The organism is Cupriavidus sp. FW305-3-2-15-C-LB2, assembly GCF_058787575.1.
In genome coordinates, this window is record NZ_JBYSZW010000079.1 from 1 (window position 1) to 24034 (window position 24034).

Annotated in this window: 23 protein-coding genes and 2 pseudogenes; 14 read left to right on the plus strand and 11 right to left on the minus strand. The window is 69.3% G+C overall.

From position 1 onward, the window contains the following. Nucleotides 1-83: 83 nt before the first annotated feature. Complete coding sequence (locus AC3WRR_RS33885; RefSeq protein WP_439669504.1) at nucleotides 84-1019, minus strand: 2-hydroxyacid dehydrogenase; 936 nt, start codon at nucleotides 1017-1019, stop codon at nucleotides 84-86. Nucleotides 1020-1404: 385 nt separating this feature from the next. Between AC3WRR_RS33885 and AC3WRR_RS33890 the strand changes: the two genes are divergently transcribed. Then, a complete protein-coding gene (locus AC3WRR_RS33890) occupies nucleotides 1405-1860 on the plus strand; it encodes a YccF domain-containing protein (RefSeq protein ID WP_010811167.1) in 456 nt (151 codons plus the stop codon). A 4-nt stretch (nucleotides 1861-1864) separates the two neighbouring features. Here AC3WRR_RS33890 and AC3WRR_RS33895 read toward each other — a convergent pair whose 3' ends face one another. Genes AC3WRR_RS33895 through AC3WRR_RS33905 form a run of 3 tightly spaced genes read right to left on the minus strand, consistent with a single transcriptional unit; the run spans nucleotide 1865 to nucleotide 4229 of the window. Then, entirely contained in the window at nucleotides 1865-2335 is a 471-nt protein-coding gene (locus tag AC3WRR_RS33895) for a MarR family winged helix-turn-helix transcriptional regulator (protein WP_010811168.1), read from the minus strand. A 42-nt stretch (nucleotides 2336-2377) separates the two neighbouring features. After that, nucleotides 2378-2557 (minus strand): hypothetical protein, encoded by a 180-nt coding sequence (locus AC3WRR_RS33900; protein ID WP_011617955.1) that lies wholly within the window; start codon nucleotides 2555-2557, stop codon nucleotides 2378-2380. Continuing rightward, the gene (locus tag AC3WRR_RS33905) at nucleotides 2547-4229 is read right to left on the minus strand and encodes an FAD-dependent oxidoreductase (RefSeq protein ID WP_492299378.1); all 1683 of its coding nucleotides are present in this window, start codon (nucleotides 4227-4229) and stop codon (nucleotides 2547-2549) included. Before AC3WRR_RS33905 ends, AC3WRR_RS33900 begins: the two co-directional genes overlap by 11 nt. A 194-nt stretch (nucleotides 4230-4423) precedes the next feature. Here AC3WRR_RS33905 and AC3WRR_RS33910 point away from each other — a divergent pair, with 194 nt between their 5' ends. From AC3WRR_RS33910 to AC3WRR_RS33920, 3 genes are all read left to right on the plus strand, one after another. After that, on the plus strand, nucleotides 4424-6205 hold the full coding sequence (locus AC3WRR_RS33910) for an OPT/YSL family transporter (RefSeq protein WP_492299380.1): 1782 nt from the start codon (nucleotides 4424-4426) through the stop codon (nucleotides 6203-6205). 123 nt (nucleotides 6206-6328) lie between these two features. Then, nucleotides 6329-7486, plus strand: a complete 1158-nt coding sequence (locus tag AC3WRR_RS33915; RefSeq protein WP_010811172.1) for an acyl-CoA dehydrogenase family protein — start codon at nucleotides 6329-6331, stop codon at nucleotides 7484-7486. A 32-nt stretch (nucleotides 7487-7518) separates the two neighbouring features. Further along, on the plus strand, nucleotides 7519-8094 hold the full coding sequence (locus AC3WRR_RS33920) for a hypothetical protein (protein ID WP_011617952.1): 576 nt from the start codon (nucleotides 7519-7521) through the stop codon (nucleotides 8092-8094). Between the two features lie 101 nt (nucleotides 8095-8195). On the opposite strand, the gene AC3WRR_RS33925 is transcribed toward AC3WRR_RS33920, so the two are convergent. Continuing rightward, the gene (locus AC3WRR_RS33925) at nucleotides 8196-8570 is read right to left on the minus strand and encodes a hypothetical protein (RefSeq protein WP_010811174.1); all 375 of its coding nucleotides are present in this window, start codon (nucleotides 8568-8570) and stop codon (nucleotides 8196-8198) included. A 171-nt stretch (nucleotides 8571-8741) separates the two neighbouring features. Then, nucleotides 8742-11588: a M16 family metallopeptidase gene (locus AC3WRR_RS33930; protein ID WP_011617950.1), complete on the minus strand. Its 2847-nt coding sequence runs from the start codon at nucleotides 11586-11588 to the stop codon at nucleotides 8742-8744. A 163-nt stretch (nucleotides 11589-11751) separates the two neighbouring features. Here AC3WRR_RS33930 and AC3WRR_RS33935 point away from each other — a divergent pair, with 163 nt between their 5' ends. From AC3WRR_RS33935 to thpR, 3 genes are read left to right on the plus strand one after another with little or no spacing between them, the layout of a single operon-like run. Then, nucleotides 11752-13233 (plus strand): AlkA N-terminal domain-containing protein, encoded by a 1482-nt coding sequence (locus AC3WRR_RS33935; RefSeq protein WP_010811176.1) that lies wholly within the window; start codon nucleotides 11752-11754, stop codon nucleotides 13231-13233. Continuing rightward, nucleotides 13230-13730: a methylated-DNA--[protein]-cysteine S-methyltransferase gene (locus AC3WRR_RS33940; protein ID WP_011617949.1), complete on the plus strand. Its 501-nt coding sequence runs from the start codon at nucleotides 13230-13232 to the stop codon at nucleotides 13728-13730. The genes AC3WRR_RS33935 and AC3WRR_RS33940 overlap by 4 nt, the downstream gene beginning before the upstream one ends. A gap of 19 nt (nucleotides 13731-13749) precedes the next feature. Beyond that, nucleotides 13750-14319, plus strand: a complete 570-nt coding sequence (thpR, locus tag AC3WRR_RS33945) for an RNA 2',3'-cyclic phosphodiesterase (protein ID WP_492299382.1) — start codon at nucleotides 13750-13752, stop codon at nucleotides 14317-14319. On the opposite strand, the gene AC3WRR_RS33950 is transcribed toward thpR, so the two are convergent. After that, nucleotides 14303-14926, minus strand: coding sequence for a LysE family transporter (locus AC3WRR_RS33950; protein WP_439669494.1), 624 nt, complete (start codon nucleotides 14924-14926; stop codon nucleotides 14303-14305). The two genes, thpR and AC3WRR_RS33950, sit on opposite strands and share 17 nt — an antisense overlap. 132 nt (nucleotides 14927-15058) lie before the next feature. On the opposite strand from AC3WRR_RS33950, the gene AC3WRR_RS33955 reads away from it, so the two are divergent. Beyond that, nucleotides 15059-15952 (plus strand): LysR substrate-binding domain-containing protein, encoded by an 894-nt coding sequence (locus AC3WRR_RS33955; protein ID WP_492299384.1) that lies wholly within the window; start codon nucleotides 15059-15061, stop codon nucleotides 15950-15952. A 159-nt stretch (nucleotides 15953-16111) separates the two neighbouring features. Beyond that, nucleotides 16112-16885, plus strand: coding sequence for a flagellar brake protein (locus tag AC3WRR_RS33960; RefSeq protein ID WP_037025021.1), 774 nt, complete (start codon nucleotides 16112-16114; stop codon nucleotides 16883-16885). A 77-nt stretch (nucleotides 16886-16962) separates the two neighbouring features. Here the strand turns inward: AC3WRR_RS33960 and AC3WRR_RS33965 are convergent, their stop codons facing one another. The 4 genes and pseudogenes from AC3WRR_RS33965 to AC3WRR_RS33980 form a co-directional block, all read right to left on the minus strand. Then, nucleotides 16963-17811 carry an IclR family transcriptional regulator domain-containing protein gene (locus AC3WRR_RS33965; RefSeq protein ID WP_010811182.1) on the minus strand — a complete coding sequence of 283 codons (849 nt, stop codon included), beginning with the start codon at nucleotides 17809-17811 and terminating at the stop codon, nucleotides 16963-16965. A gap of 159 nt (nucleotides 17812-17970) precedes the next feature. Then, nucleotides 17971-18184: pseudogene (locus AC3WRR_RS33970) on the minus strand (DUF6691 family protein); the annotation flags it as partial. Between the two features lie 3 nt (nucleotides 18185-18187). After that, nucleotides 18188-18316: pseudogene (locus AC3WRR_RS33975) on the minus strand (YeeE/YedE family protein); the annotation flags it as partial. 232 nt (nucleotides 18317-18548) lie between these two features. Beyond that, a complete protein-coding gene (locus AC3WRR_RS33980; protein WP_492299386.1) occupies nucleotides 18549-20843 on the minus strand; it encodes a patatin-like phospholipase family protein in 2295 nt (764 codons plus the stop codon). Between the two features lie 224 nt (nucleotides 20844-21067). Here AC3WRR_RS33980 and AC3WRR_RS33985 point away from each other — a divergent pair, with 224 nt between their 5' ends. The 5 genes from AC3WRR_RS33985 to AC3WRR_RS34005 form a co-directional block, all read left to right on the plus strand. Beyond that, complete coding sequence (locus AC3WRR_RS33985; RefSeq protein ID WP_010811185.1) at nucleotides 21068-21304, plus strand: hypothetical protein; 237 nt, start codon at nucleotides 21068-21070, stop codon at nucleotides 21302-21304. A 45-nt stretch (nucleotides 21305-21349) separates the two neighbouring features. After that, nucleotides 21350-21676: a hypothetical protein gene (locus AC3WRR_RS33990; RefSeq protein ID WP_058697693.1), complete on the plus strand. Its 327-nt coding sequence runs from the start codon at nucleotides 21350-21352 to the stop codon at nucleotides 21674-21676. Between the two features lie 98 nt (nucleotides 21677-21774). Further along, the gene (locus AC3WRR_RS33995) at nucleotides 21775-21957 is read left to right on the plus strand and encodes an oxidoreductase-like domain-containing protein (RefSeq protein ID WP_338031253.1); all 183 of its coding nucleotides are present in this window, start codon (nucleotides 21775-21777) and stop codon (nucleotides 21955-21957) included. Beyond that, nucleotides 21954-22817, plus strand: a complete 864-nt coding sequence (locus AC3WRR_RS34000; RefSeq protein WP_492299388.1) for an NAD-dependent protein deacetylase — start codon at nucleotides 21954-21956, stop codon at nucleotides 22815-22817. Before AC3WRR_RS33995 ends, AC3WRR_RS34000 begins: the two co-directional genes overlap by 4 nt. A 353-nt stretch (nucleotides 22818-23170) precedes the next feature. Further along, the coding region (locus AC3WRR_RS34005) for a DMT family transporter (RefSeq protein WP_492299390.1) at nucleotides 23171-24034 on the plus strand (864 nt) is incomplete at its 3' end.

Here is a 24034-nt window from a genome sequence, read left to right on the forward strand (position 1 = left end):
GGGTGGTGTTTGGGGCCGGGTAGATCTTAGCTGCTGCTTGGGCTGTTGTCGGCGTACCGTTGTCCAATGCAAGAGCTTGCCCCTCAGCCCACCGGCGTCAACAACCCCTCCCCAGCAAAATGCCGCCGCGCATTCTCCAGGAACTGCGTCACGGACGCCGTGATGGCCTCCGGCGACCAGCCAGCCACATGCGGCGTCAGCACGACGTTAGGACAGTCGAACAACACCACCGGCGGCGCCGGCTCGCTCTCATAGACATCCAGCCCCGCCCCGCCAAGCTTGCCAGCGCGCAGCGCTGAAGCCAGCGCTTCGGTATCCACCACGCTGCCGCGCGCGATATTGACGAGGAACCCGGCCGGCCCGAGCGCCGCCAGCACGCTTGCATCGACCAGGTGCCGCGTACCTGCCCCGCCCGGCGTGGCGATCACCAGGTAGTCCGCCCAAGCGGCCAGCGCACCGATGCTGTCGAAGTACCGGTACCCGGCATCTTCGCGCGGCTTGCGGTTGTGATAGCCGATCTCCAGGTCGAAGCCTTCGCCGCGCCGGGCAATACGCCGGCCGATGGTGCCCAGCCCGACGATCCCCAGCCGCTTGCCAGAGACATTGGGCCGCAGCGGCAGTGCAGTGCGCCAGGTGCCTGCGCGCGTGGCCGCGTCCAGCTGCGGCACGGCGCGCACGGTCGCCAGCAGCAGCGCGAAGGCGTGGTCGGCCACGCAGCTGTCGTTGGTGCCGGCGCCATTGGCCACGGCGATGCCGCGTGCGCGGGCGTGGGCCACGGCGATGTTCTCGAAGCCCGCGCCCAGTGCGCACACCAGTTCCAGTGCCGGCATCGCGTCGATCTCCGCCGCGGTCAGGCCGGTGGAGCCGATGGTCAGTACCGCGCGGATGCGTTCGCCCTGCGTGGCGATCTGCGCGGCGCGGCCTTCGGCGTCTGGCGCGTAGAGGATCTCGAATCGTTCGGCAATGGCGTCGCGGTGGTGGGTGGCGACTTGGGTCAGGATCAGCAGCGTGGGCTTCATGGGGGACAGCGGAGCAGGCGATGGAGTCGGAGAAGGGTGACAGCGGGTGGGATGCACCCGGAGTCCGTCACGCGGATAGCGGGCAGACGTCACATTCTAGCGCTGCGGCGCCGGGCTTGCCGAAGGCGACAGCACGCGCGGAGGCACGCAGAAACGGGTACGCTTTGCCCGCGGCAGCGGGGTTTGCGATCGGTCTTGCAGAATGGAATATGCCTATAAACAAGGGTCGAACGCGTTTCCCGAAGGGCCGGCGATGCCGTTCCGCCGGTTTCGGCGAGGCACGCAGAAACGGGTACGCTTTGCTGCCACGACCCGCTCGGCGCCATGCCCGCACCACACCGTTGCGTATCATGCGTGTTCTCTTCCTCACTCGCGAAAGAATGACATGCGCGCAATCGGCAACTTCCTCTGGTTCATCCTTGGCGGCGTGGTCATGGGCCTGGCCTGGTGGCTGGTTGGGCTGCTGGCCTTTATCTCGATCATCGGGATCCCCTGGGGCAAGGCCTGCTTCGTGATCGGCACTTTCACCTTTTTCCCGTTCGGCAAGCAGGCCATCAGCCGGCGCGAGCTGAGCGGACGCGACGATGTCGGCACCGGCGCGCTGGGGCTGGTCGGCAATGTGCTGTGGTTTGTCTTTGCCGGCGTGTGGCTGGCCATCGGCCACGTGATGGCGGCGGTCGCCAACTTCGTAACCATCATCGGCATCCCGTTTGCGATCCAGCACCTGAAGCTGGCCGGCATTGCGCTGGCGCCGATCGGCCAGACCGTGGTCACCAATGAGGTGGCCGACGCAGCGCGCCGCGATGGCGCGCGCGTGCAGGTGGACAACCTGCGCCGCTGAAGGATCAGGCGCCGGCGTCTTCGGCGCCTTCTTCGTCCTGCTGGCCGGCGTGCGCGACCAGCCGGTCGAGCAGGCTGCCCAGCAGCGCCCGTTCGGCGTCGCTCAGGCAGCCGAAGATCTCTGCATTGCGCCTGGCGATCATCGTGATCGCCTGCCGGTACAGCGGCTTGCCCTGTGCTGTCAGTGACAGCACCACGCCGCGCCCGTCGGCCTCGCTGGCCTCCTTGCTGACCAGCCCGCGCGCCACCAGCGCCTGCGCCGAGCGGCTGGCCTGGCCCTTGGTCAGGTTGGCGCGGTGCGCCAGCTCGTTGACCGACAGCGGCGCAAAGGCGCCGATCGCGGCCAGGCAGCGGCCCTCGCCGAGCGGCAGGCCGCATTGCTCCAGGTAGGCGGCGGCGCTGTCCTTGTCGCTGAGCTTGTTGACCTGGTGCAGGCGGTAGGTCAGGAACTGGTCGAGGCGTGGCAGTGGCTTCATGGCGTGTCCTTGTCAGGCGTCGGCATTCTAGCCCTATGTTCCCTATTTCTGGCTGCGCGCCTCGGCTTCGTCGATCAGCGCGAGCACCGGCGCCAGCGCTTCCTGCCGGCTCATCAGGCCCAGGCACACCATTGCCAATAGCAGCGGGGTGCGCGCTTCGCCGGCACGGCCCATGGCCTCGCACAGATGGGTGTAGGCGAGGTCGAGGTCTTCAGCTTGCATGGCGGGCTCCGGTTTGCATCAGGGGGGCAAGGGTGGCGCGCACGGCGTCCCATGACGGTTCGCGCCAGCGTGCCAGGACATAGCCATCGGGGCGGATCAGGTAGAGCGTGCCGGGCCGTGCGCCGTAGCGGGCGCGGGCCTGGCCGGCGACGTCGGCCAGCGCCGTGGCGCCGGCCACGTTGCCACCGGAGACCACCACGTGTGCCTGCACGGCGTCCGGATGCGCATGCGCGAACGCGGCCAGCGGCTCGGGCAGCGTGGGCGCATCGCTGAAGTACAGCAATGTGAACCGTTGCCCGAAGCATTGGGTGAGGTGCACGACCTCGTCGGGGCCAGCCACGCGCATTTCCGGCGCGGGCATGCCGGGCGCGGCGCCAGGGCAGTCGTCGCCAAAGTCGTTGGGACCGTTCAGCGCCGAATCCGTATAGGCAATTGGCGCCGACTGCCGCGGATTGATCAGCGACTGCACCGCGGGCTCATGCTGCGCCAGACGCAGCGTGGCCTCGCGCATCAGCCGGAAGGCAAAGTCGGGCGGTGCCATGAACTCGGTGCTCTTGGCGCCGTAGGCGATGTTCTGCCGCGTGGCATGCACGCGTTCGGTCGAATAGGAATCGAGCAGGCTGTCGGGCGCCTGGCCGCGCAGCACCCACGCCAGCTTCCAGGCCAGGTTGCCGGCGTCGTCCAGCCCGGAGTTGAGCCCGCGCACGCCAAAGATCGGCACCAGGTGCGCGGCGTCGCCGGCAAACAGCACGCGGCCGTGGCGGTAGTCCTGCAAGGTCAGGCACTTGGCGTTGTAGATGGAGATCCACAGCGGCCGCCACGGCTCGGTCTCGCCGATCATGTCGAGGTGGCTCTGCACGCGCGGCAGCACGTTCTCCGGCTTGACGGCTTCATCGGGGTCTTCGTCGTCGCGGATCTGGTAGTCGATGCGCCAGACATCGTCAGGCTGGCGGTGCATCAGGATGGTCGATCCGGGGTTGGAAGGCGGGTCGAACCAGGCCAGCCGTTCCACCTCGCGCCGCGTCTTCTGCACGATATCGACGATCACGTAGCGGCCTTCGTACTGGGTGCCTTCCATGCGCAGGCCCAGTTGCTCGCGCACGGTGCTGCGCCCGCCGTCGCAGGCCACCAGCCATTGCGCGTCGACCTGCACCACGCCTTCGTCTGTCTGGATCTCGGCCACGACGCCGCTGCCGTGCTGGCGTACTGCTTGCACGCGCGCGCCGAAGCGCACATCCGCTGGCGCAGCGCCGTGCAGCGCGGCGTCGTGGGCGAAGGCCTCCACGTAGTACTGCTGGATATTGACCATCGGCGCGAAGCGCTCGCCGGGCTCGCTGGGCATGCGGAAATGCAGCACCTCGGCATCGCGGTAGTAGCTGCGCCCGCCCACCCACGGCAGGCCGGTTTCGACGGTGGCGCGGTCCGCGCCCACCCAGCCGAGGATCTCCAGCGAACGCCGCGCCATGCAGATGGCCCGGCTGCCGGCGCAGTAGCCGTCGTCGGCTTCCACCACCAGCGCGGCAATGCCCTGGCGCGCCAGCAGTGCGGCCAGCGTCAGGCCGACCGGGCCGCCGCCGGCAATCAGTACCGGCACGCGCTGCGGCCATGGGCGCGATGACGAGGGCGGCGGTGCCGGCGGCACGGCCGCGTGGGGAGCGGTGGAGTCTGGCATGGCGGGGCTGTGGTGTCTCTGCGATGTAGTTGTGTGCGCAACTATATCGACCAGATGGTTGCGTGCGAAACTAGTGTTAACCCGGCCGGGCATCGGCCGCCCGGCGAAAGTCGGAGACAAGTCGCACATTGCTGCAGGGCGGCCTTGGCCTATGCTTCGCAAGAGGCACGCTGCCTCAGCCCGCCCGCTGCGCCATGCCCACGCTCCCGACCGACGCCGCACCCCGCGCCACCAGGCTGCCCTCGCCGGGCAGCTGGCAGTACCACGTGCTGCTGGGCGCGGCAGGCATGCTGGTGCTGGGGCCGCTGGGCGGCATCGCTGCCGCGTATATGAATTTCTCGCTGGGCTTCTTTGTTGGCGGGCAGGTGCTGGCGGGCATCCTCGGCTCGGTGGTGACGGCGGGCTATGGCGCGCCCGGGCGCCACGGCGCCAACTACATCCAGACCGCGGCGGCGTCGGTGGCGGGCATGGGCGGCATGGCCGTGGTGCTGCAGGCGATGGCGTGGCTGGGCATGGCGCAGCCGCCGCTGTGGCAGCTGGTGCTGTACATGCTGTGCATCGGCATGTTCGGGGTGGGTGTGGGCATGCTGTACACGCCATTGCTGGTGGACCGGATGCAGCTGACCTTTCCGTCGGGGCTGGCCGTGGCCAATATCCTGCGCGCGCTGACCGATCCGGCGCTGCTGCGGCGTTCGGTGGCGCGGCTCGGGGGCGGCATGGCACTGGGCCTGGGCTGCGGCCTGGGCGCCGCGCGCATGCCGTGGCTGGCGGCGCTGGACCTGTCGGCCGCGACCTTCGGCGCCGGGATGATCGTCGGCGCGCGCGTGGGCATTGCCGCGCTGGTGGGCGGGCTGGCCGGCTGGGCCATGACCCCGTGGTTTGTTGCCGCGGGCTGGATGGCGCCTGGCGAGCCCTATCGCAAGGCCACCTTCCTGGTGGCCCTGGGCATGATCATGGGGGCGGCTGCGGTCGATGTGGCCTTGCTGCTGGCGCAGGCGTGCCGCCAGTGGCGCGCGCGCCGCCACCCTGCGCCGCGGCGCGGGCCGGGCATGGGCTGGGTGGCGGCCTGGGCGCTGCTGTGGGGCGCGGCCACGGTGGCGGCGGGCGTGGCATGGTTCGGCCAGCCGTTGGGTTTCCAGTTGATGGCCGTGCTGCTGCTGGTGCTGGTGTTTGCGCTGGTCAACGGCATCTCGGTCGGCATGGTCGACCAGAACCCGATCTCGTCGGCCTTCGTGCTGCCCGTGATCCTGATGGCCGCCGCCGGGCTGCGCGCGCCCCATGTCGGGCTGATCGCCGCCACGGTCTTGCTGGTGGCCACGGCCGAGGCGAGCGACATGCAGCAGGACCGCTCCACCGGCTGGCGCCTGGGCAGCGACCGCATGGTGCAGTTCGGCTACCAGGTGGCGGGCATCGTCGTGGGTGCGCTGGTTGCGGTGGCGATGGCACGGCTGTTCATGCATGCCTACCCGGTGCTGGCGCTGGACCAGACCAGCCTGCCGGCCGACCAGCAGCCGGCGCGCTGGACCTCGGCCATGACATACAAGATCGTGGGCGTGCTGCACGGGCTGGCGCAAAGCCGTGCCGGCCAGCATGTGGCAGTGGCAACGGGCCTCGCGCTCGGCCTGGCTACCGCGGTATTGCGCAAGGCCATCCTCGGCCGGCAGGCGTGGCAGCGCTTCGCGCAAGCCAGCCGGCGCGGGCGGGTGGCGGATTTCCTGCTCGATGCGGTGATCCTGCCTTCGCCCTATGCGTCATCTTTCGGCGGCTTCGTCAACCTGGCGGCGGCCGGGTGGATGGCGGCCGGCGGCGTGGTGGCGAGCGTGGCCGCCGCCGTGGCCAGGCCCGCAAGGCCGGCCCGGGGTTTGCCGCAGGATATGAGCACGGCATCGCTGGTCGGTGGCGGCCTGATCGCGGGCGATGCGCTGGCGGCGCTGGCCATCGGCGTGGCGGGCCTGTTATCCGCCACATTGGGTTGAGGCCGGCTGCGATTGTCAAATTATACTGACGCTTCTGTCCAAGTTTCAGTGGATTGTCAAATCCCGCGACCAGCGTACCATAGGCGGCCAGACTGACGCACTGGCTTGACCCGGAGAATCATCATGGCCCTTGACCAAGAATCCTTTGCCCTGCTGCGCGCCTCGGTGCAGCGCTTCATCGACGAACGCCTGAAGCCCGCCGAAGACACGCTGGAGGAAACCGACGACGTGCCCGCCGAGATCGTCGCGGACATGAAGGAGATGGGCCTGTTCGGCATCTCCATCCCCGAGAACTACGGCGGCATCGGCCTGTCGATGTCGCAGGAATGCGATGTGGTCTACGACCTGGGCCATACCGCCTTTGCCTTCCGCTCGGTGTTCGGCACCAACGTCGGCATCGGCTCGCAAGGCATCCTGATGGATGGCACCGAGGAACAGAAGCAACAGTACCTGCCGCGCATCGCCAGCGGCGAGCTGATCATCTCGTTCGCGCTGACCGAGCCCAATGCGGGTTCCGACGCGGCCTCGCTGCAGACCAAGGCGGAGCTGGATGGCGACCACTATGTCATCAACGGCACCAAGCGCTTCATCACCAACGCACCGCGCGCCGGCGCCTTCACGCTGATGGCGCGCACCGGCGGCGCGGGCGCTTCGGGCATCTCGTCCTTCATCGTGCCGGCCGACACCCCGGGCATCTCGCTGGGCAAGCCGGACAAGAAGATGGGCCAGCGCGGCACCAAGACCTGCGACGTGGTGCTTGAGAACGTGCGCGTGCCGGCCGCCAATATCATCGGCGGCGTGCCGGGCGTGGGCTTCAAGACCGCGATGAAGGTGCTCGACCGCGGCCGCCTGCATATCTCGGCGCTGGCCTGCGGCATGGCGCATCGCCTGATCACCGACGCTGTGGCCTATGCCAGGGAGCGCAAGCAGTTCGGCAAGCCCATCGGCGACTTCCAGCTGATCCAGGCGATGCTGGCCGACAGCCAGGCCGAGCTCTACGCCGGCCTGTCGATGGTGCGCGACTGCGCCCAGCGCTACGACGCCAAGCCCGCCGGCAAGAGCGATCCGGAGGTCAGCATGCTGGCCTCGTGCACCAAGATGTTCTGTACCGAGATGGTGGGCCGCGTGGCCGACCGCGCGGTGCAGATCCATGGCGGCGCCGGCTATATCGCCGAGTACAAGGCCGAGCGCTTCTACCGCGACGTGCGCCTGCTGCGCCTGTATGAAGGCACCACGCAGATCCAGCAGCTGATCATCGCCAAGCAACTGCTGCGCGACTGACCAGGTAAACGCCCCGCGCGGCAGGAGTCGACATGAACACGATGCAGTTACGCGGGCCGGACAGCCCGCTGCAGGCAGGGCATGATGGCGATGCGCCGCACCGGCTGCGCGCCGTGGTGGCAACCTATCGTCCCACGCTGCAGGCCTATACGCTGGCGGTTTCGCCGGCCGAGCTGATGGCGCTCTGCGCGCTGCCGGCAGAGATGGCGGGCGGTGTGGGCGGCACCTGCGATCCACGCGCGCACGCGTACCTGGCGCGCTTGCGTGGCGAGGTCCAGGCCAGCGGCATTGCGTTGCCGGGTGCAATCGTGGTCGCGGTCAGCGGCGGCAGCCTGCAATGCGAGTCTGACCACCTCTACACGCTGTCGCTGCATCCGCGCCGTGGTGACCGGCTGATCGTGCTGGACGGCTATGAGCGGCTGCTCGCGCTTGCGCATGGCGAACGGCGGCAATGCAAGACGCTGGTGTCGGCGGTGCTGTGGCGCGCCGCGCTGGATGTTGCCGCGACGGTGCCGGCGGCGGAGGCCGCCAACGAAACGATCGACGCGGCCGTAGCGCAGTCGTCGTGCGCGGCGCGTTGGGCCAACGCCACGCGGGTGTGGCATTGACCGGGGCATCGGGCACGAAGAACGTGCTCAGCGCAATATGACGGAAGCCGCCTGCATGGCGGCTTTTTCTCTTCTAGTGGCCCGGCGTGCGCGCAAGCCGCTTATTGCGGCCACACGCCATCGACATCGCGCAGCAGGTGGCCGGCGAGGATATAGTCCCCGAGCCGCGTGGCCTTGGCCTCGAGGTCGAGCAGTTCATGGTCCGCCAGCGTGCCGAGATCGAACTGGCAATAGAGATTGCGTTGACGGAACGTGGCCTTGGGTTTGGCCAGCCCTTCGATCAGGGCTTCGCGGGAACGGACGGCGATGCTTTCTTGTCCGCGATACTGCACCTTGATACCGCGCTTTTCTCCGAGCCTGCCGAGTTCGACGGCATCCTGCCATCCTGTCTCGTAGTCCAGCTCAAGCGCCAGCACACCTTCCGAGGCCAGAAGCCTGAGCGCTTCTGCCTTGCTGCCAGCTCGCACGATTGACATCCACACCTCTTATATCGACTTATACTGTACGAATATACAGTCAACCCGGGGTCGCGGCAAGGGGCTTGCACCGGACGCCTGCCGAGCGCTCCCTGCCTTGCCACTGCGATGTTGCGCTGGCCGCGCCTGCGGCCTTTCGCCAGTGCAGCCGAATATTGTTTCCTGCGTATGTCAGGGCTGCGCCTGCGGTGCCGCGCCGGCCGCTTCGTTGCCTGTGCTGCCGGCCGCGCCGGAGCCACTTCCGCTGCCGGTTGCGCCCGCCTGCGCCGGTGCGCCGCTGAAGTCGCCAGCATAGACGCGCGACAGCGTGCCTGGCTGCATGTAACGCCGAATGGCCGCGTTGACGGCGTCCGGCGTGGCGTTGCGCAGGCGCTCTTCGAGTTCGGCGGTGAAGGCCATGGTGCGGCCCAGGTAGAGCTGGTTGGCCAGCGCGCCGGCCAGCGCGGCGTCGTTGCTGCGGCTGACCATGCCCTGCTGCAGCAGGCCGCTGACGGCCTCGGCCAGTTCCTGCGCGGTGATGCCGTCGCGCACGAAGCGCTCCAGCTCCTCGGTCACGGCGCGTTGCAGGCGCGGCAGGTTCTGCGGTGCGTATTGCGCCTGCAGGCCGAAGCGTCCCGCGCGGTCGAGCGCGCCCACCTGCACCCAGCTGCTCGCGCCATAGCTCAGGCCTTCCCGCTGCCGCAGCCGGTCAGCCAGGCGGCCGCGCAGGCTGGCGCCGCCGAGCACGCGGTTGGCAATCATCATCAGCGCATAGTCCGGCGCGTCGTTGGTCAGGTCGATCGGCGTGGAGGCCAGGTAGATGGCATTGGCCTTGCCCGGCGCGGGCAGCGTGAACTCCGCCGGCGGGATCGGCACAAAGGGGCGCTCGACGCGCGCGTAGGGCTGTTGCGCGCTCCAGTCGCCGAACAGCTGCGCTGCCTGCGCGGCCGCGGCCGCGGCATCGAAGTCGCCCACCAGGCTCAGTTGCGCATGGCCCGCGCCATAGAAGCGCGCGTGGAAGTCGCGCACCTGCGCCAGGGTGGCGGCCTGCAGGTCGGCGATGTTCTCGGCAAAGGTGCGCGCATGGCGCGGGTCGCCAGCGGGGTAGGGGTCGCCATGGCGGCCCAGCGCGTTAGACGCCATCACGCCCGGCTCGCGCCGGATGCTCTCGATCTCCGCGATGCTGGTCTTGCGCAGCGTCTCAAACTCCGCCTCGGGGAAGGTCGGTGCGCGCAGCAGGTCGCGCAGCAGGGCCAGCAGTTCCGGCAGGTGCGCGCGGCGCGTCTCGAAGCTGACGGTCACGCGCTCAGAGCTGCCAGAGATGCCGACGCGCGCGCGCAGCGCCTCGATGCGGTCGGCGATCTGCTGGCGGTCCATGCCAGCCGCGCCGCGTCGGAGCATGGAGGCGGTCAGCGCGCCCACCGTGGTCAGCCCCTGCAGGCTCTGCGTGTCGCCGATGCGCAGCACCAGCGCGCCGTGCACCACTTCACCGCGCGCAGGCTTGGGCAGCAACGCCAGCTGCATGCCGTTGGCCAGCGTCTGGCGCGTGGTGTGGGCCTCGATATTGGCGGGGCTGGGATCGAATGCCGCCACCGCGGCCATCGCCTGCCTGCCCTGGTAGCCGCTGACCATGGCCGTGACATCGGGCGCCGGCGGCACCTGCGCGCGCGACGGCTGCTCGGCGGGAAGGAACACGCCCACGGTGCGGTTCGAGGCCTGCAGGTAGTTCAGCGCCACGCGCTGCACGTCTGCCAGCGTGGTGGTCTCGATGCGGTCGCGCGCCAGGAAGAACAGGCGCCAGTCGCCCTTGGCGATGGCCTCGGACAGCGCCACGCCGAGCGCGCCGGGATCGTTCATGTAGTGCTCGTACGCGTTGCGCATGCGCACGCGCGCACGTTCCAGCTCGGCCTCGGTCACGGGCGCCTCGGCAAAGCCCTCGACCTGCGTGATCAGCCCGGCGCGCGCAGCCGCGAGCGGCTGGTCTTTGGACGTCTCGACCATGAGCAGCAGCGCCCCCGGGTCCTTCATCGCATAGAGCGCGGTGCCGACCGACACGGCCTGGCCACGCTCGACCAGTGCCTTGTACAGCCGCCCGCCCGGCGTATCGCCGAGGATGAGGGTCAGCAGCGAGAGTGCCGTGCTGTCCGGATGCGCACCCGGGCTGACGTGGTATTGCGCGGCGACCAGGCTGTTGTCGCCGGGGCGCATCACTACCAGTTCGCGCGCGCCTTCCTGTGCGGGCTCGACGGTATGCTCGGGCGGCAGCACGCGCGTCGGGCGCGGGATTGGCCCGAAGTAGCGCTCGATGCGTGCCAGCGTGGCGGCGGGATCGAACTTGCCGGCCACCACCAGCACCGCGTTGTCGGGCTGGTAGTAGCGGCGATAGAAGGCGCGCAGGCCGTCGATGCTGACGTGCTCGACATCGCTGCGCGCGCCGATCGGGGCCTTGCCGTAGTTGTGCCAGCGGTAGGCGGCGGCCATGGTCTGCTGCATCAGCATGCGCCCGGGGCTGTTCTCGCCCATTTCCATCTCGTTGCGCACCACCGTCATCTCGCTGTCCAGGTCGGCACGCGAGATCACGCTGTTGACCATGCGGTCGGCTTCCATGCGCAGCGCCCAGTCGAGGTTTTCATCGTTGGCGCTGAAGGTGCCGAAGTAGTTGGTACGGTCCTGCGCGGTGGTGCCGTTCACGCTCATGCCGCGCCGGGCGAACTCGGTCGGGATGGTCTTGCCGGGCAGCGATGGCGTGCCCTTGAACAGCAGGTGCTCGAGCAGGTGGGCCATGCCGGTCTCACCGTAGTTCTCATGGCGGCTGCCGACCAGGTAGGTGATGTTGACGGTGGTGGTGGCCTTGGCCGCGTCCGGTGCCAGTACGATGCGCAGGCCGTTGGGCAGGCGGTATTCGGTGATGCCTTCGACCGATGCCACCTGCGTGGCCATGGCAGGCGTCGTCGTGGGGGCGGTCTGCACCGGCTGTGCCAACGCCGGCGCGCAGGCAAGCGAAGCAAGCAAGGACAGGTGCAGGGCAGTGCGGCGCATGGCGTCTCCGGGCGGGCGGTGGCAGTGGGTTGGCGGGTGAGGCACGAAGCGCATTCTAGCCGCCGCCCCTGCCAGGAACTGTGCCGCAGCCCACGCCCGCGCGCCAGAGGGAAATGTCCGAATCCAGCGGGTAAGCGGTTGCCGGTAGCGGTAGCATGCCGTCATGCACCTCGATCCCGACACCTGCTACAAGGCCGTCGCCTCGCACGACCGCCGCTTCGACGGACGCTTCTTCGTGGGCGTGTCGTCGACCGGCGTGTACTGCCGGCCCGTGTGCGCAGTACGCACGCCCAAGCGCGAAAACTGCACCTTCTACGAGAGCGCCGCGGCGGCGGAGAAGCATGGCTTCCGCCCCTGCCTGCGCTGCCGTCCGGAGCTTGCGCCCGGGCATGGGCTGGCCGATATTTCAGGCCGGCTGGCGCAGGCAGCGGCCACGCTGATCGACGAGGGCTTCATGGCCGAAGGCAGCGTGGCCACGCTGGCGGCGCGCATCGGCGTGACCGAGCGGCACCTGCGGCGCCTGTTCGATGCGCAGTTCGGCGTGTCGGTGCTTGAGTACGCGCAGACGCAGCGGCTGCTGCTGGCCAAGCGCTTGCTGGCCGACACCGCGCTGCCGGTGACCGAAGTGGCGCTGGCGGCGGGTTTCGGCAGCGTGCGCCGCTTCAACGATGTGCTGAAGACCCGCTACGGCCTGACGCCGCTGGCGCTGCGCCGCCGCGCCGCCGACGGCGTGGCCGACCGGCTGGTGTTCGACCTGGGTTACCGCCCGCCGTTTGCCTGGGAGGCATGGCTGCGTTTCCTGGCTACCCGCGCGGTGGATGGCATCGAGGCGATCCGGGACGGCACCTATATGCGCACGCTGCTGGTGGATGCCGGTGGCAGCACGCACACCGGCTGGGTACGGATCGAACACGTGCCGCGCCGGCTGGTGCTGCGCGTGACGTTGTCGGCCTCGCTGGCGCGCGTCATTCCGCAGGCGCTGGGCAAGGTGCGCCGCCTGTGCGACCTGGGCTGCCGCCCGGACGTGGTGGACCGGCACCTGGGCGAGCTTGCCGAGGCCATGCCGGGCGTGCGCCTGCCGGGCAGCGTCGATGGCTTCGAGATCGCGGTGCGCGCGGTGGTGGGGCAGGTGATCTCGGTGGTGCAGGCGCGGCGCATCCTGGGCGCGCTGGCGCGGCACGCGGGACAGGCGCTGGACGGCACGCCCCCGGACGGCCTGCGCTACACGTTCCCGAGTGCCGCCGCCATTGCCACACTGCCAGAGCAAGGCTTGCGCGATGCCGGGGTGTCGGCGGGCAAGGCGCGCACGCTGCTGGCGCTGGCGCAGCGCGTGGCCAACGGCACGCTGGCCCTCGATGCGCACGCGCAGCCGGAACTGACCGTGGCGGCGCTGCGCGAGGTCGACGGCATCGGCGACTGGACCGCGCAGTATGTCGCCATGCGCGCGCTGGGCTGGCCCGATGCGTTCCCCGGCACCGACTATGCGCTGCGCAAGGTGCTGGGCGTCAGTACCGTGCGCGCGATGCACGAGCGCACCGCGCAATGGGCACCGTGGCGTGCCTACGCCGCCATCCACCTGTGGCATCGCTACGAAGCGATGAAGGACGCGGCCAGCGCCGCGGCCGAACCGGAGACGATCACATGACCAGCTATCGCCATATCGACAGCCCGCTCGGCACCATCCTGCTGCGCGTGCAAGGCGCACACCTGACCGGCCTCTTCTTCGCCGGGCAGAAATACCATCCCGCGGGCATTGCCGACAGCCGCGACGTGTCGCCGGCCGATGCCGCGGTGCTCGACGGCGCCGCGTCGGAACTGGCCGAATATTTCGCCGGCCGCCGCGATACCTTCACCGTGCCGGTGCGCTTTGCCGGCAGCCCGTTCCAGCAGCGCGTGTGGGAGGCGCTGCTGGCCATCCCCTGCGGCGAGACCGCGTCGTACGGCGAACTGGCCCGCACCCTGGGCCTGCCGCCCACGCATGCGCGCGCAGTCGGCGGCGCGGTGGGACGCAACCCGCTGTCGGTGATCGTGCCCTGCCATCGCGTGCTGGGCAGTGCCGGCGCGCTGACCGGCTACGCCGGCGGCATCGAGCGCAAGCGCGCCTTGCTGCAGCGCGAAGGCGTCGGCACCACGCCCGGCTGATGGCGCTGGCCGCGCTGCCATGCCGCGCCTGTTCATTGCCGTGGAAGTCCCGCCCGCGCTGGCGGCAAGGCTGCTGGCGGCCCTGCCGCCCGCGCACGGTGTGCGGCCGGCAGCGCCAGAGCAGGTCCACCTGACCCTGCACTTCCTGGGTGAGTGCAACGTGCCTGGCGCCGCGCTGGAGGCCGCGCTCGACAGCATCCGCGCGCCTGCCTTCCTGCTTCAGGCGGCCGGTACCGGGCGCTTCCGCAGCGGCCAGGGTTCGGTGCTGTGGGCAGGCCTGGCGCCAGGTCCCGGCCTGGACGCGCTGCGCGCCCTGCACGCCGATGTCGGGCAGGCGCTGGCCGGGGCCGCGGGCATTACCCCAGAGCGGCGGCGCTTCCATCCGCACCTGACGCTGGCGCGCTGCAAGCCGTCAGTGCCCGAAAGCGTGCTGCGCGCCTGGCTCGACACGCACCGCACGCTGGCCAGCGAGCCCTGGCACGTGCAGCGGCTGGTGCTGTTCGAAAGCCGGCTCGGCCAGCAAGGTCCCCAGCATCTCGTGCGCCAGGCCTGGCCACTGACGCAGGCTGGCCCTACGCCAGGTTGCTGAGCCCCAGCGCCACGCCCAGCCCGCACAAGGCCGAGCCGATGGTGCGGTCCAGCAGCCGCTGGCGCCGCAGCATCGCCGCGCGCAGCGCCGGCGCGGTGAATACGCACGCCACCAGGCTGAACCACGCCAGGTGCGCCACCGACATGAATCCGCCATAAGCCCATTGCACCGGCACCGGCGTGTGCGCACCGACCACCTGGGTGTAGGTGCTGACCACGAACAGCGTGGTCTTCGGGTTCAGCGCATTGGTCAGGAAGCCCATGCGCAGCGCCGCCCACGGCCGCAGCGTGCGCGCACCTTGCAGGTCTGCTGCCAGCGCCTCGCGGTTGCGCAGGGTCTGGACGCCGATCCACACCAGGTAGGCCGCGCCCAGCATCTTCACCACCGTCAGCATGCTGTGCGCATGGGCCATCAGCAGCGCCACCCCGAACATCGTATAGAGCACATGCACCTGCACCCCCAGCGCGATTCCGAGGGCGCTGAGCAGGCCGGTGCGGCGGCCGTACAGGTAGCTGTTGCGGGTCACCATGGCGAAGTCCGGGCCCGGACTGACAACGGCCAGCACGGTCACGGCGGCGACCGCCAGGGATTCGGCGATTGGGGGCATTTTCTGTCAGGTTACGTTGTAGTTATCCGGAGATCGCCACATCGGGAGATCCGGGCGTACCCAATTCTGCGTGCCGGAAAGCGCCGTCACAACCGATATATACTCGCGCAATTACGTGAGAAAAACTGACTGATGCACTGGCTGGGCTGGATCCGATTCTTCGAGGCCGCGGCACGCCACGAAAGCTTTGTCCGGGCGGCGGAGGAACTGCACCTGACCCATGGCGCGGTCAGCCGGCAGATCCGCCAGCTCGAGGACACGCTGGGCGTGGCGCTGTTCGAGCGGCGCAACCGCGGCGTCTTCCTGACCGAGGCGGGGCGCACGCTGTTCGCGGCATCGTCGCAATCGATGGAGGTGCTGGCCGGCGCCGCCGCGCGCATCCGCACGCAGCCGCCGGGGCGAGCGCTGGTGCTGTCATGCGAGCCGACCATCGCCATGCGCTGGCTGATCCCGCGGCTGCCGCGCTTTGCCGCGCGCCATCCCGATATCCCGCTGCACCTGATGGCTGCGGGCGGGCCGATCGACTTCACCCGCAGCGGCGCCGACCTGGCACTGCGGCGCAATGACTTTGCCTTCGATGCGCGCTGGCACGCGCGCGAGGTAGCACAGGAACGGGTGGGGCCGGTGTGCCGGCCACAGCTTGCGCAGGGGGCAGCCACGGTCCCGGCGCGGCTGCATACGCGCACGCGGCCCGAGGCATGGCAGCGCTGGCAGGCGGTGCGCGGCGATGCCGCCCCCGCCGTGCAGTGCGACGGCGACGCCTGGTATGAACATTTCTACCTCAGCCTGCAGGCCGCCGCAGCGGGGCTGGGCTGGGCCATGGCCTCGCAGCTGATGGCCGCCGACGAGATCGCCGATGGCCGGCTGGCCGCGCCGTTCGGCTTCGTTGCCGACGGAACGGCCTATCATTTGTTGTCGCCCGCGCCGTTTGAACACGACACGCGCCGGCTGGTGCTGCTGGCGTGGTTGCGCGAAGAGGCGCAGGCAACGCTTGCTGCGCCGCCGCCTTTACCCCCGGACGCCTGAAAGCGCCGTGCGCGCTACCCCCCGGAAGTCTGTGCTCAAGTTCTGCCACAGATCTGCCGAAGTGAGAGCATGCGTCTTGCCGGGCATCGGGACACGCGCTTAACATGCGCGCGGCCGGCAGGCCGAAGCCCCCGTACCCGGCGATCCCAGCCACTCCAGATGTTGCGTGAATCCATGAATCAGCACGATGCCTCCGGGCCAGCCGATAACGGCGCCGAATCCGACATTGAGCCGGCGGATGACCGTTATCGCCTGACGCACAACTCGCAGATCGGCACCGTGCTGCGCGACCTGTCCTGGCAGAAGTGCATGCTGAGCGTGCGCACCCGCACCGGGCACCAGTTCGTCACGTCGGTCCTGCACGTCGACCCGGTCGACCGCACCTTCGTGTTCGACTGGTGCAACGCAGAACCCGAGCGGATGTCGCTGATGACCTCGGATGAAAATGCGTTCTCGGGGCTGTTGCGCGGCGTGCCGGTCAACTTTGTGGTGGGCCAGCCGGCCGCCATGCGCTATGAGGAAGGCCCGGCCTTCGTCGTCGAATTCCCCGAGAAGCTCTACCACTTCCAGCGCCGCCGCCATTTCCGCGCGCGCACGCTGGTGACCAGGGGCTACCGCTGCGAGATCCACATGTCGGACAAGACCGTGCTGGGGCTCGATATCGCCGACCTGTCGCTGTCGGGCGTGGGGCTGCGCTCGAAGACGGTCTCGGCAGAGCACCTGCCGGTCGGCACCACGGTCGGCAAGTGCCGGCTGGACTTCCGCGAACTGGGCAAGCTTGAGCTGGACCTGCAGGTGGTTGGCCACTGGCTGGTGGGCCATGACGACAGCGCCATCCACCATTTCGGCTGCGCCTTCATCCATCCGGACGGGCGCATGGAGAACTTCCTGCAGCGGCTGGTATTTGCGCTGGAACTGGCGCACCGGGGCTGAAGCACTGGTGCCGAGGCCGCGCAACCCGGACCCGGCTTACCTCAATCCCGTGCGGCTGCCCGGGTAGTCAGCGGCAATCAGGAGCCGATCAGCCGGCCAATTGCCGCCGCGGCTTCGCGTATCGGCGGCAGCAGCCGCGAGATCATCTCTGTTTCAGAGACACGCGCGGCGCGCACGCTCACGCTCAGCCCCGCCAGCACGATGCCCGAGGCCGAGCGCACCGGGACGGCCATCGCGCGCAGGCCCGGTTCCAGCTCCTCATCGACGATCACGTAGTCCACTTCGCGGGCGCGCTCGAAGCATGCTTCCAGCTCCTGGCGCGAGACCTTGGTCTGCAGCGTGCGCGGGCGCAGTTCGGCGTGCTCGAAGAAGCCGTCCAGCACCGTGGCGGGCTGGTGCGCCAGCAGCAGCCGGCCGTTGGAGGTGCAGTAGGCCGGCAGGCGGCTGCCCATGCCTAGCGAATAGTTCAGCACCCGCTGCACTTCGGAGCGCACCAGGTACAGGATGTCGGTGCCGTCCAGGATCGCCAGCGTGCAGGTCTCGTGGATGCGCGCGCTCAGGTTGTCCAGGATCGGCTGCGCCAGAGACACCAGCGAGGTCGACGAGAAATACGCGTGGCCCAGGTGCAGCACGCGCGGCCGCAGCGCGAACTGGCCGTCCTGCTGGCTGACGTAGCCGAGCTGTTCCAGCGTATAGAGGCAGCGCCGCACCGAGGCGCGCGACAGCTGCGTGCGCTGCGCCACCTGCGAGATCGTCAGCGGGCGCTTGCGTTCCGAGAACGCCTCCAGCACGGTCAGCCCGCGCGCCAGCGACAGCATGAAGTTGGGATCGCCGGCAAAACTGGCGAGCAGGTCGGCCTGGGGCCGGGCAACGCGGACGGTGTCGGCCTGTGCATGGCCAAGACCGAGGGGGCGGAGGACGTCCATTGGGAGGTGTGTTGTCTGGGCTTGTTGTCCGATAATCGCGCAATCTTAAACCGGCTGGCCGCCAGGGGCCAGCCTTTGCTGCATGCGCGCATCGCCCGCATCGCCCGCATGGCACGCATGGCACGCATGGCACGCATGGCACGCGGGCCGGATGCTGCACGGCATCAACGCCCAGGAGCGCTGGCGCCGGCGCGCCAGTGCGAAGGCCACCACTCCCACCAGGATCGCGCCGGCCATGACAAAGGCGAGCGACGGGTCCCAGGCTCCGGCCAGGTCGAGAAACCCCAGGCACCTTGGTCGGGTTGGCCATGCCGGACAGGATCAGGCCGATGCCGAATACCAGCCCGGCCAGCAATGAGAAGAGCGTGCCCATCGGTCAGCCTCCCAGCCAATGGCGCTGCACCAGCACCGTCAGGAAGCCCGCCGCCATGAAGGAGGTCACCGTGGCGGCCAGCGAGCGCACCGAGCCCCGCGACAGGCCGCACACGCCGTGCCCGCTGGTGCAGCAAAGGCGCGGAGCGGCCGCCAGTGCAGCCCGAGGCCCGGATCATAGGCGCCGCATGCCAGGCGGGCGCCCAAAAAAAATGTCGCCGCTGGGGAGCGGCGACCGGGGAAGGTCGTCATTCAAGAGGGGGTCTTGGTGACGTAAAAAGTATAGACATTTGAATTAAGACATTACATACAACTTTGGTAGGGTGCGGCCGGCTCACATTTTCTGGATGCTTATGCTGACCGGCTCAGAAGGGTTTACCCAGGAACAGGTAAAAGCTGTATGTGCCTGCGGCGGCGCGGCCATAGGCCAGGTAAAGCGGGCCCAGCGGACTGTCCAGCGCCAGGAAGACCGAGCCGGACTTGAGCAGCCCGGTCGGGCTCCCCGGCACCAGCGGGTCGCCCATGCGGCCCGCCTCCAGCGAAAAGCCTGCGTACACGCCTTGCAGCAGGGTCTGGCGCGCCAGCTTGTTGTAGTAGACCAGCCGCGCAAACTGCAGGTTGCCGCCCAGCAGTTGCCCGGTGGCATAACCGGATTGCTGCAGGAAGCCGCCCCACTGGAACAGGTCATAGCGCGGCAGCGGCTTGCCGCCGATATTGCTGCCGACCTTGAAGGCCAGCGAGACCGTGTTGTCGCCGAACGAGTGGGCATAGATGCCGTCCGCCTGCGCCTTGACATAAGCCTGGTCGGCACCCAGCCCCGGCTGCGAGCCGTAGATGTGAAACCGGGCCGCATAGCCGAAGCGCGGGAAGTCGACGCTGTCGAGCTGGTCGAAGATGAGCCGCCCGGTGATGGCGCCGCGCCGGATATTGCCCGGGCCTGGCGACAGCGACTCCGGGCCGGTGCTCAGCGTGGCGTGTTCCGCGCCGGTCTGCAAGCCCACGCGCAGCTCGCCGTACTTGGTGAACTGGCTGCCCGCGTCCAGCGCGACGTCAAAGCGGCGCAGGTCATAGGTGGCGATGCGCGTGCTGCCCTGGAAGACATTGACCGGGCGCCGCTCCAGCTCGATGCGCGGCGCGATAAAGAAATACTGGCGCGTATCCAGAGGCTGGTAGAACTCACTGATCAGCGACGAGGTCTGGCCCACCTGCGCATCGGTGCGCCATTCGGCGCCAAGCGCATTGAGCCAGGTGCGCCGGTAGCTGCCCACCAGGTTGAAGTAGGCATCGCCGCGGAAATCCGAGCTCAGCCCGAGCCCGAAGCGCAGGTAGTCGGGACCGTAGGATTTTTCCACCGCATTGACCGCCAGCACGCGCTTGCCGGGCTCTTCCAGGATGCCGTAGTTGACGTGCTCGAAGTCGCCGGTGCCGAACAGGCGGCGCATGTCCTGGTCCAGCGTGGCCTGGTCGACCGGCTGCCCGGGCTTGGTTTCCATCACCGCGGTGGCGTAGTCCGGGTTGACGCGCTGCAGCGGCGCCAGCCGGATCTCATCGACCGGGCGGGTGTCAGGCGGCTGCACCGCCTGTTGCCTGGCGCGCAGTTGTGCATATTGCGCCGGCGGCAGCGCCAGCGGCGCGAGGCGGTCGGCGACCTTGCGCGCGGCAGCCTCGCCGATGGGGATGGTTGCCGGCAGATGGTCGAAGTCGGTCGCGGAAAAATCGCCCAGCGCCGGCTCGATCAGCACGTCGGTGGGCCGCAGCGAGGCCAGCGACGCACGCACGTTCTGCTCGGTCAGGATATTGAGCATCTGGCCGGTCACGCCGATGATCGAGGTCAGTTCCTCACGCCTCATCAGCGGCGTGCCCAGGTTCACCGCGATCACGATATCGGCGCCCATCCTGCGCGCCACGTCCACCGGCAGGTTGTCGGTCAGGCCGCCGTCGACCAGCAGCCGCCCCTCGTACTCGGCCGGCGCCACCGCGCCCGGCACCGACATGCTGGCGCGCATCACGTTGGCCAGCTCGCCCTGGCTGAACACCACCGGCGTGCCTGCCACCAGGTCCGTGGCGACAGCGCGGTAGGGAATCGGAAACTGGTCGAAGTCCCGGTAGCCGGGCACCTTGGCCAGCTGGCGCAGCACGGTCTCCAACTGCACGCCCGAGACTGCGCCCTTGGGCAGCAAGAGGCCGCTGGCCTGCACTCCGATCTCGGGCGTGAACAGGTTGGTGAAATCGTCCTGCTTGCGCCGGATGGTCAGGTCCTGGCGCGGCGGGCGTTCCTTGAAGATCCTGTCGGTGCTCAGGCCGCCGACCAGCCGCTCCATTTCGGCGGGAGCCATGCCGGTGGCATAGGCGCCCCCCACCAGCGAACCCATGCTGGTGCCTGCGATGCAGTCGACCGGGATGCGCATCGCCTCCAGCACCTTGAGCACGCCGATATGGGCCGCGCCGCGCGCGCCGCCGCCCGAGAGCACCAGGCAGATGCGGGGGCGCGCGCCCGCGGCCACCTGCGGCGTGGCTGCCGCGGCCTGGTTTGCGGGCAGCTCGATGCCCGAGGCCGTCGGCATGGATGCCGGCTCAGCGGCCAGGACCGAGCCCGCAGCCAGTGCCAGGACCGCCGGCACGAGCAGTTTGTGCAAGCAATGGAATGAGGCTGCCTTCATGGCACCGTGGGGTTCGCTGTCGGCCGCAACGGGCGGCAGTAGCCCGGCCCGGCATCAGCCGGGCGGGGAGGTCCGCCTATCTTCGGGCAAAATGCGGCATTCTGGCCGCCCCCTCGCGGCCGTGCAAAAACAATTCATCACGCCGTTCGGAAGCGTGCAGATCGGCACGCGGCCCCATGGTGCCCTGCTCTAAGATGGACACAGGCGAGGTGCTTGGGGGTTGCATGTACGGTTATTTCTTTTGCCAGACCGCAGCGGGACAGCTCACGCTCATTCCCCGCGAGAAGGACTGGATGCTGATGCTGGGCAATGGCGTGATGGGGAGGTTCCCGGATGCCCAGGCAGCGGTTGATGCCCTGCACGAAGGCACACTGCGGGTGCAGGGGCGGCGCATCGATGCCAGCGCGCTGGGCGTGCCGGCACGCGCGCACGACTGGCTCTACCATGTACTGAGCCGCTGACGCGGCGTACCGGCGGACGCGCTGTCCCGCCAAAGGGGAATCGCCATGACTGCCCTGGTCGAGTGGGCCCGCGCGCATACCTGCCGGCTGTTTCCGATGTCGGCCGAATACCACCGCAGCGACGGCAATCAGGTGCAGGTCAGCTGGCAGGCCGAGCCGGCCGGCTCGCCCGGACGCTGCCGCCTGAGCGCGACCCTGCAGTTCGACCAGAGCGTGATCGACGCCGTCTACCTGGCCGACGCCGCCGAACTTGCCCGCATCGGCGCCAGGCTGGCCAGCGTGGTGTCGCGCCGGCTTGCCGAGGACGACATCGCCTGCCTGGCGGGCACGGCGCTGGTGATCCCGGTCGGCGAAGGGCTGCTCAGCCACTGAGGGGTCCGGCGGCAGGCCGGGGCCGGCGGGAATATACTGGCGGTTGATCCGCCAACGCGCCTGTTCGCGAACTGTCAGTGTCCCAAGCGTCCCCTGCCGTGTCCCCCGACGACCCCCGCCCGGTGCCGCCAGAGCGGCCCGGCGATGACGAGTGCTGCGGCTCCGGCTGCGATCCCTGCATCTTCGACTACTACTACCAGGAAATGGACCGCTACCGCGAGGAGCTGCGCGCCTGGGAAGCGCGCCAGGCGGCGCGTCATGCCGAGGATCCGGCAAATTGAGCGAGCCGCTGCAACTCCCGCACCCGACGTCCGCGCTGTTCGATTTCGTGCAGCGCCACCCGCGCCTGTTCGTGCTGACCGGCGCGGGTATCAGCACCGATTCCGGCATTCCCGGCTACCGTGACGCGCGCGGCCAGTGGCAGCGCTCGCAGCCGATCACGTTGCAGGCCTTCCTGGGCTCGCACGCGGGGCGCCAGCGCTACTGGGCGCGCAGCATGCTGGGCTGGCCGGTGGCGTGGCAGGCGCGGCCCAATGCCGCGCACCATGCGCTGTCGCGCCTTGGCGCGCACGGCCGGCTCACGGCGCTGGTCACGCAGAATGTCGACGGCCTGCACCAGCGCGCCGGCAGCGAGGGTGTGATCGAACTGCATGGCAGCCTGGCCAGCGCCATCTGCCTGGACTGTGGCACGCGCCATGACCGCGCCGGCCTGCAGGACTGGCTGCTGGCACAGAACGGCGCGCTGCGCGACGTGATCGCCGAGCCCGCCGCCGATGGCGACGTGCATTTCGAATCGCCGCTGTTCGCGCAGTTCCGCGTGCCCGAGTGCGGGCGCTGCGGCGGCATCCTCAAGCCGGACGTGGTGTTCTTCGGCGAATCCGTGCCGCGCCCGCGGGTAGATGCCGCCCGCGCGGCGCTGGAAGCAGCGGATGCCATGCTCGTGGTCGGTTCGTCGCTGATGGTCTATTCCGGCTACCGCTTCTGCGTCTGGGCCGGACAGATGGGCAAGCCCGTGGCCGCGCTCAACCTGGGCACCACGCGGGCGGACGCGATGCTGGCGCTGAAGGTGGAAGCCGGATGCGCGCCGACGCTGCAGGCGCTGGTGTCCCGGCTGGAGCAGCGCACAACAGAATCGCGTTGACGCGATGGCCGCACTGGCATAGCATCGCCAGACCACATCTTCGAAGTCTTCAATTCCCGCCATGACCGCAGACCGCCAACGCCCCGTCAACGCCGCGCCCCCGGGCCGCGCGTTGCCATGCGTGCGTCGCCAGCCTGCGTTCACATCTGTGGCGCCGCCGCCGTGCATCGGCGGTGCGCACCCGCCGCCGCCGCCGCGCGGCTGACGGGCACGCCCCCCAGCCTCATTCGTCTCCGGTAGTCCCGCATCCGTGTCCCTGTGCGCACGGCAGCCGCACGCCTGTGCGCGCTGCCGCTGTGCCATGGCCGCATGCGCGTCGCCGGAGCCTGCCAAGCTGACGACAGATGACATCCATGACAACCGACAAAGACTGCCCGGCGCATTTCGACGCCGCCACCGGCACACGCACCACCAACACTTCCGCCTGGGCCACGCCCCTCTTCGTGCTGCTGTGGAGCAGCGGCGCCATCGCCGCCCGGCTGGCCCTAGACCACGCCACGCCCTTCGCCTTGCTGACGCTGCGCTTCGCGCTGGTCTGCGCCGTGCTGGGCGCGATCGGCCTGGCCAGGCACCGCCTGCTGCCGCCGCGCGGCGAGTGGCGGTACACCGCCCTGACCGGCTTGCTGCTGATCGGCGGCTACTCCGTCTTTTACTTCCTTGCACTCGACCACGGCATGACACCCGGCGTGCTCGCCACCGTGCTTGGTGCCCAGCCGATGCTGACGCTGCTGCTGACCGAGCGGCGCTTCAGCGCCGCTCGCATGGCGGGCCTGGCCCTCGCGCTCGCCGGGCTGTCCATGGTGGTGGCGGACAGCCTGCTGCTGGCCAGGCTGTCGCTGGCAGGCGTGCTGTGCGCGCTGGCCTCGCTCGCCTGCACGACCGTCGGCGCCATCCTGCAGAAGCGCATCACGCGCGCACCCGCAGAAGTGCTGCCGCTGCAATACGGCGTGAGCCTCGCGGCCTGCCTGCTGTGCCTGCCTTTCCAGCCCTTCGCCTTCGATGCTTCGCTGGCTTTTGCTGCGCCGCTGTTGTGGCTGGCGCTGGTCATTTCGATCGGCGCGACGCTGCTGTTCTACCGCCTGATCCGCGCGGGCAATCTGGTCAACGTCACCAGCCTGTTCTACCTGGTGCCGGCGGGCACGGCGGTGCTCGACTACCTGCTGCTGGGCAACCGCATGGCGCCGCTGGCGATGGCGGGGATGGGGGCGGTGCTGGCG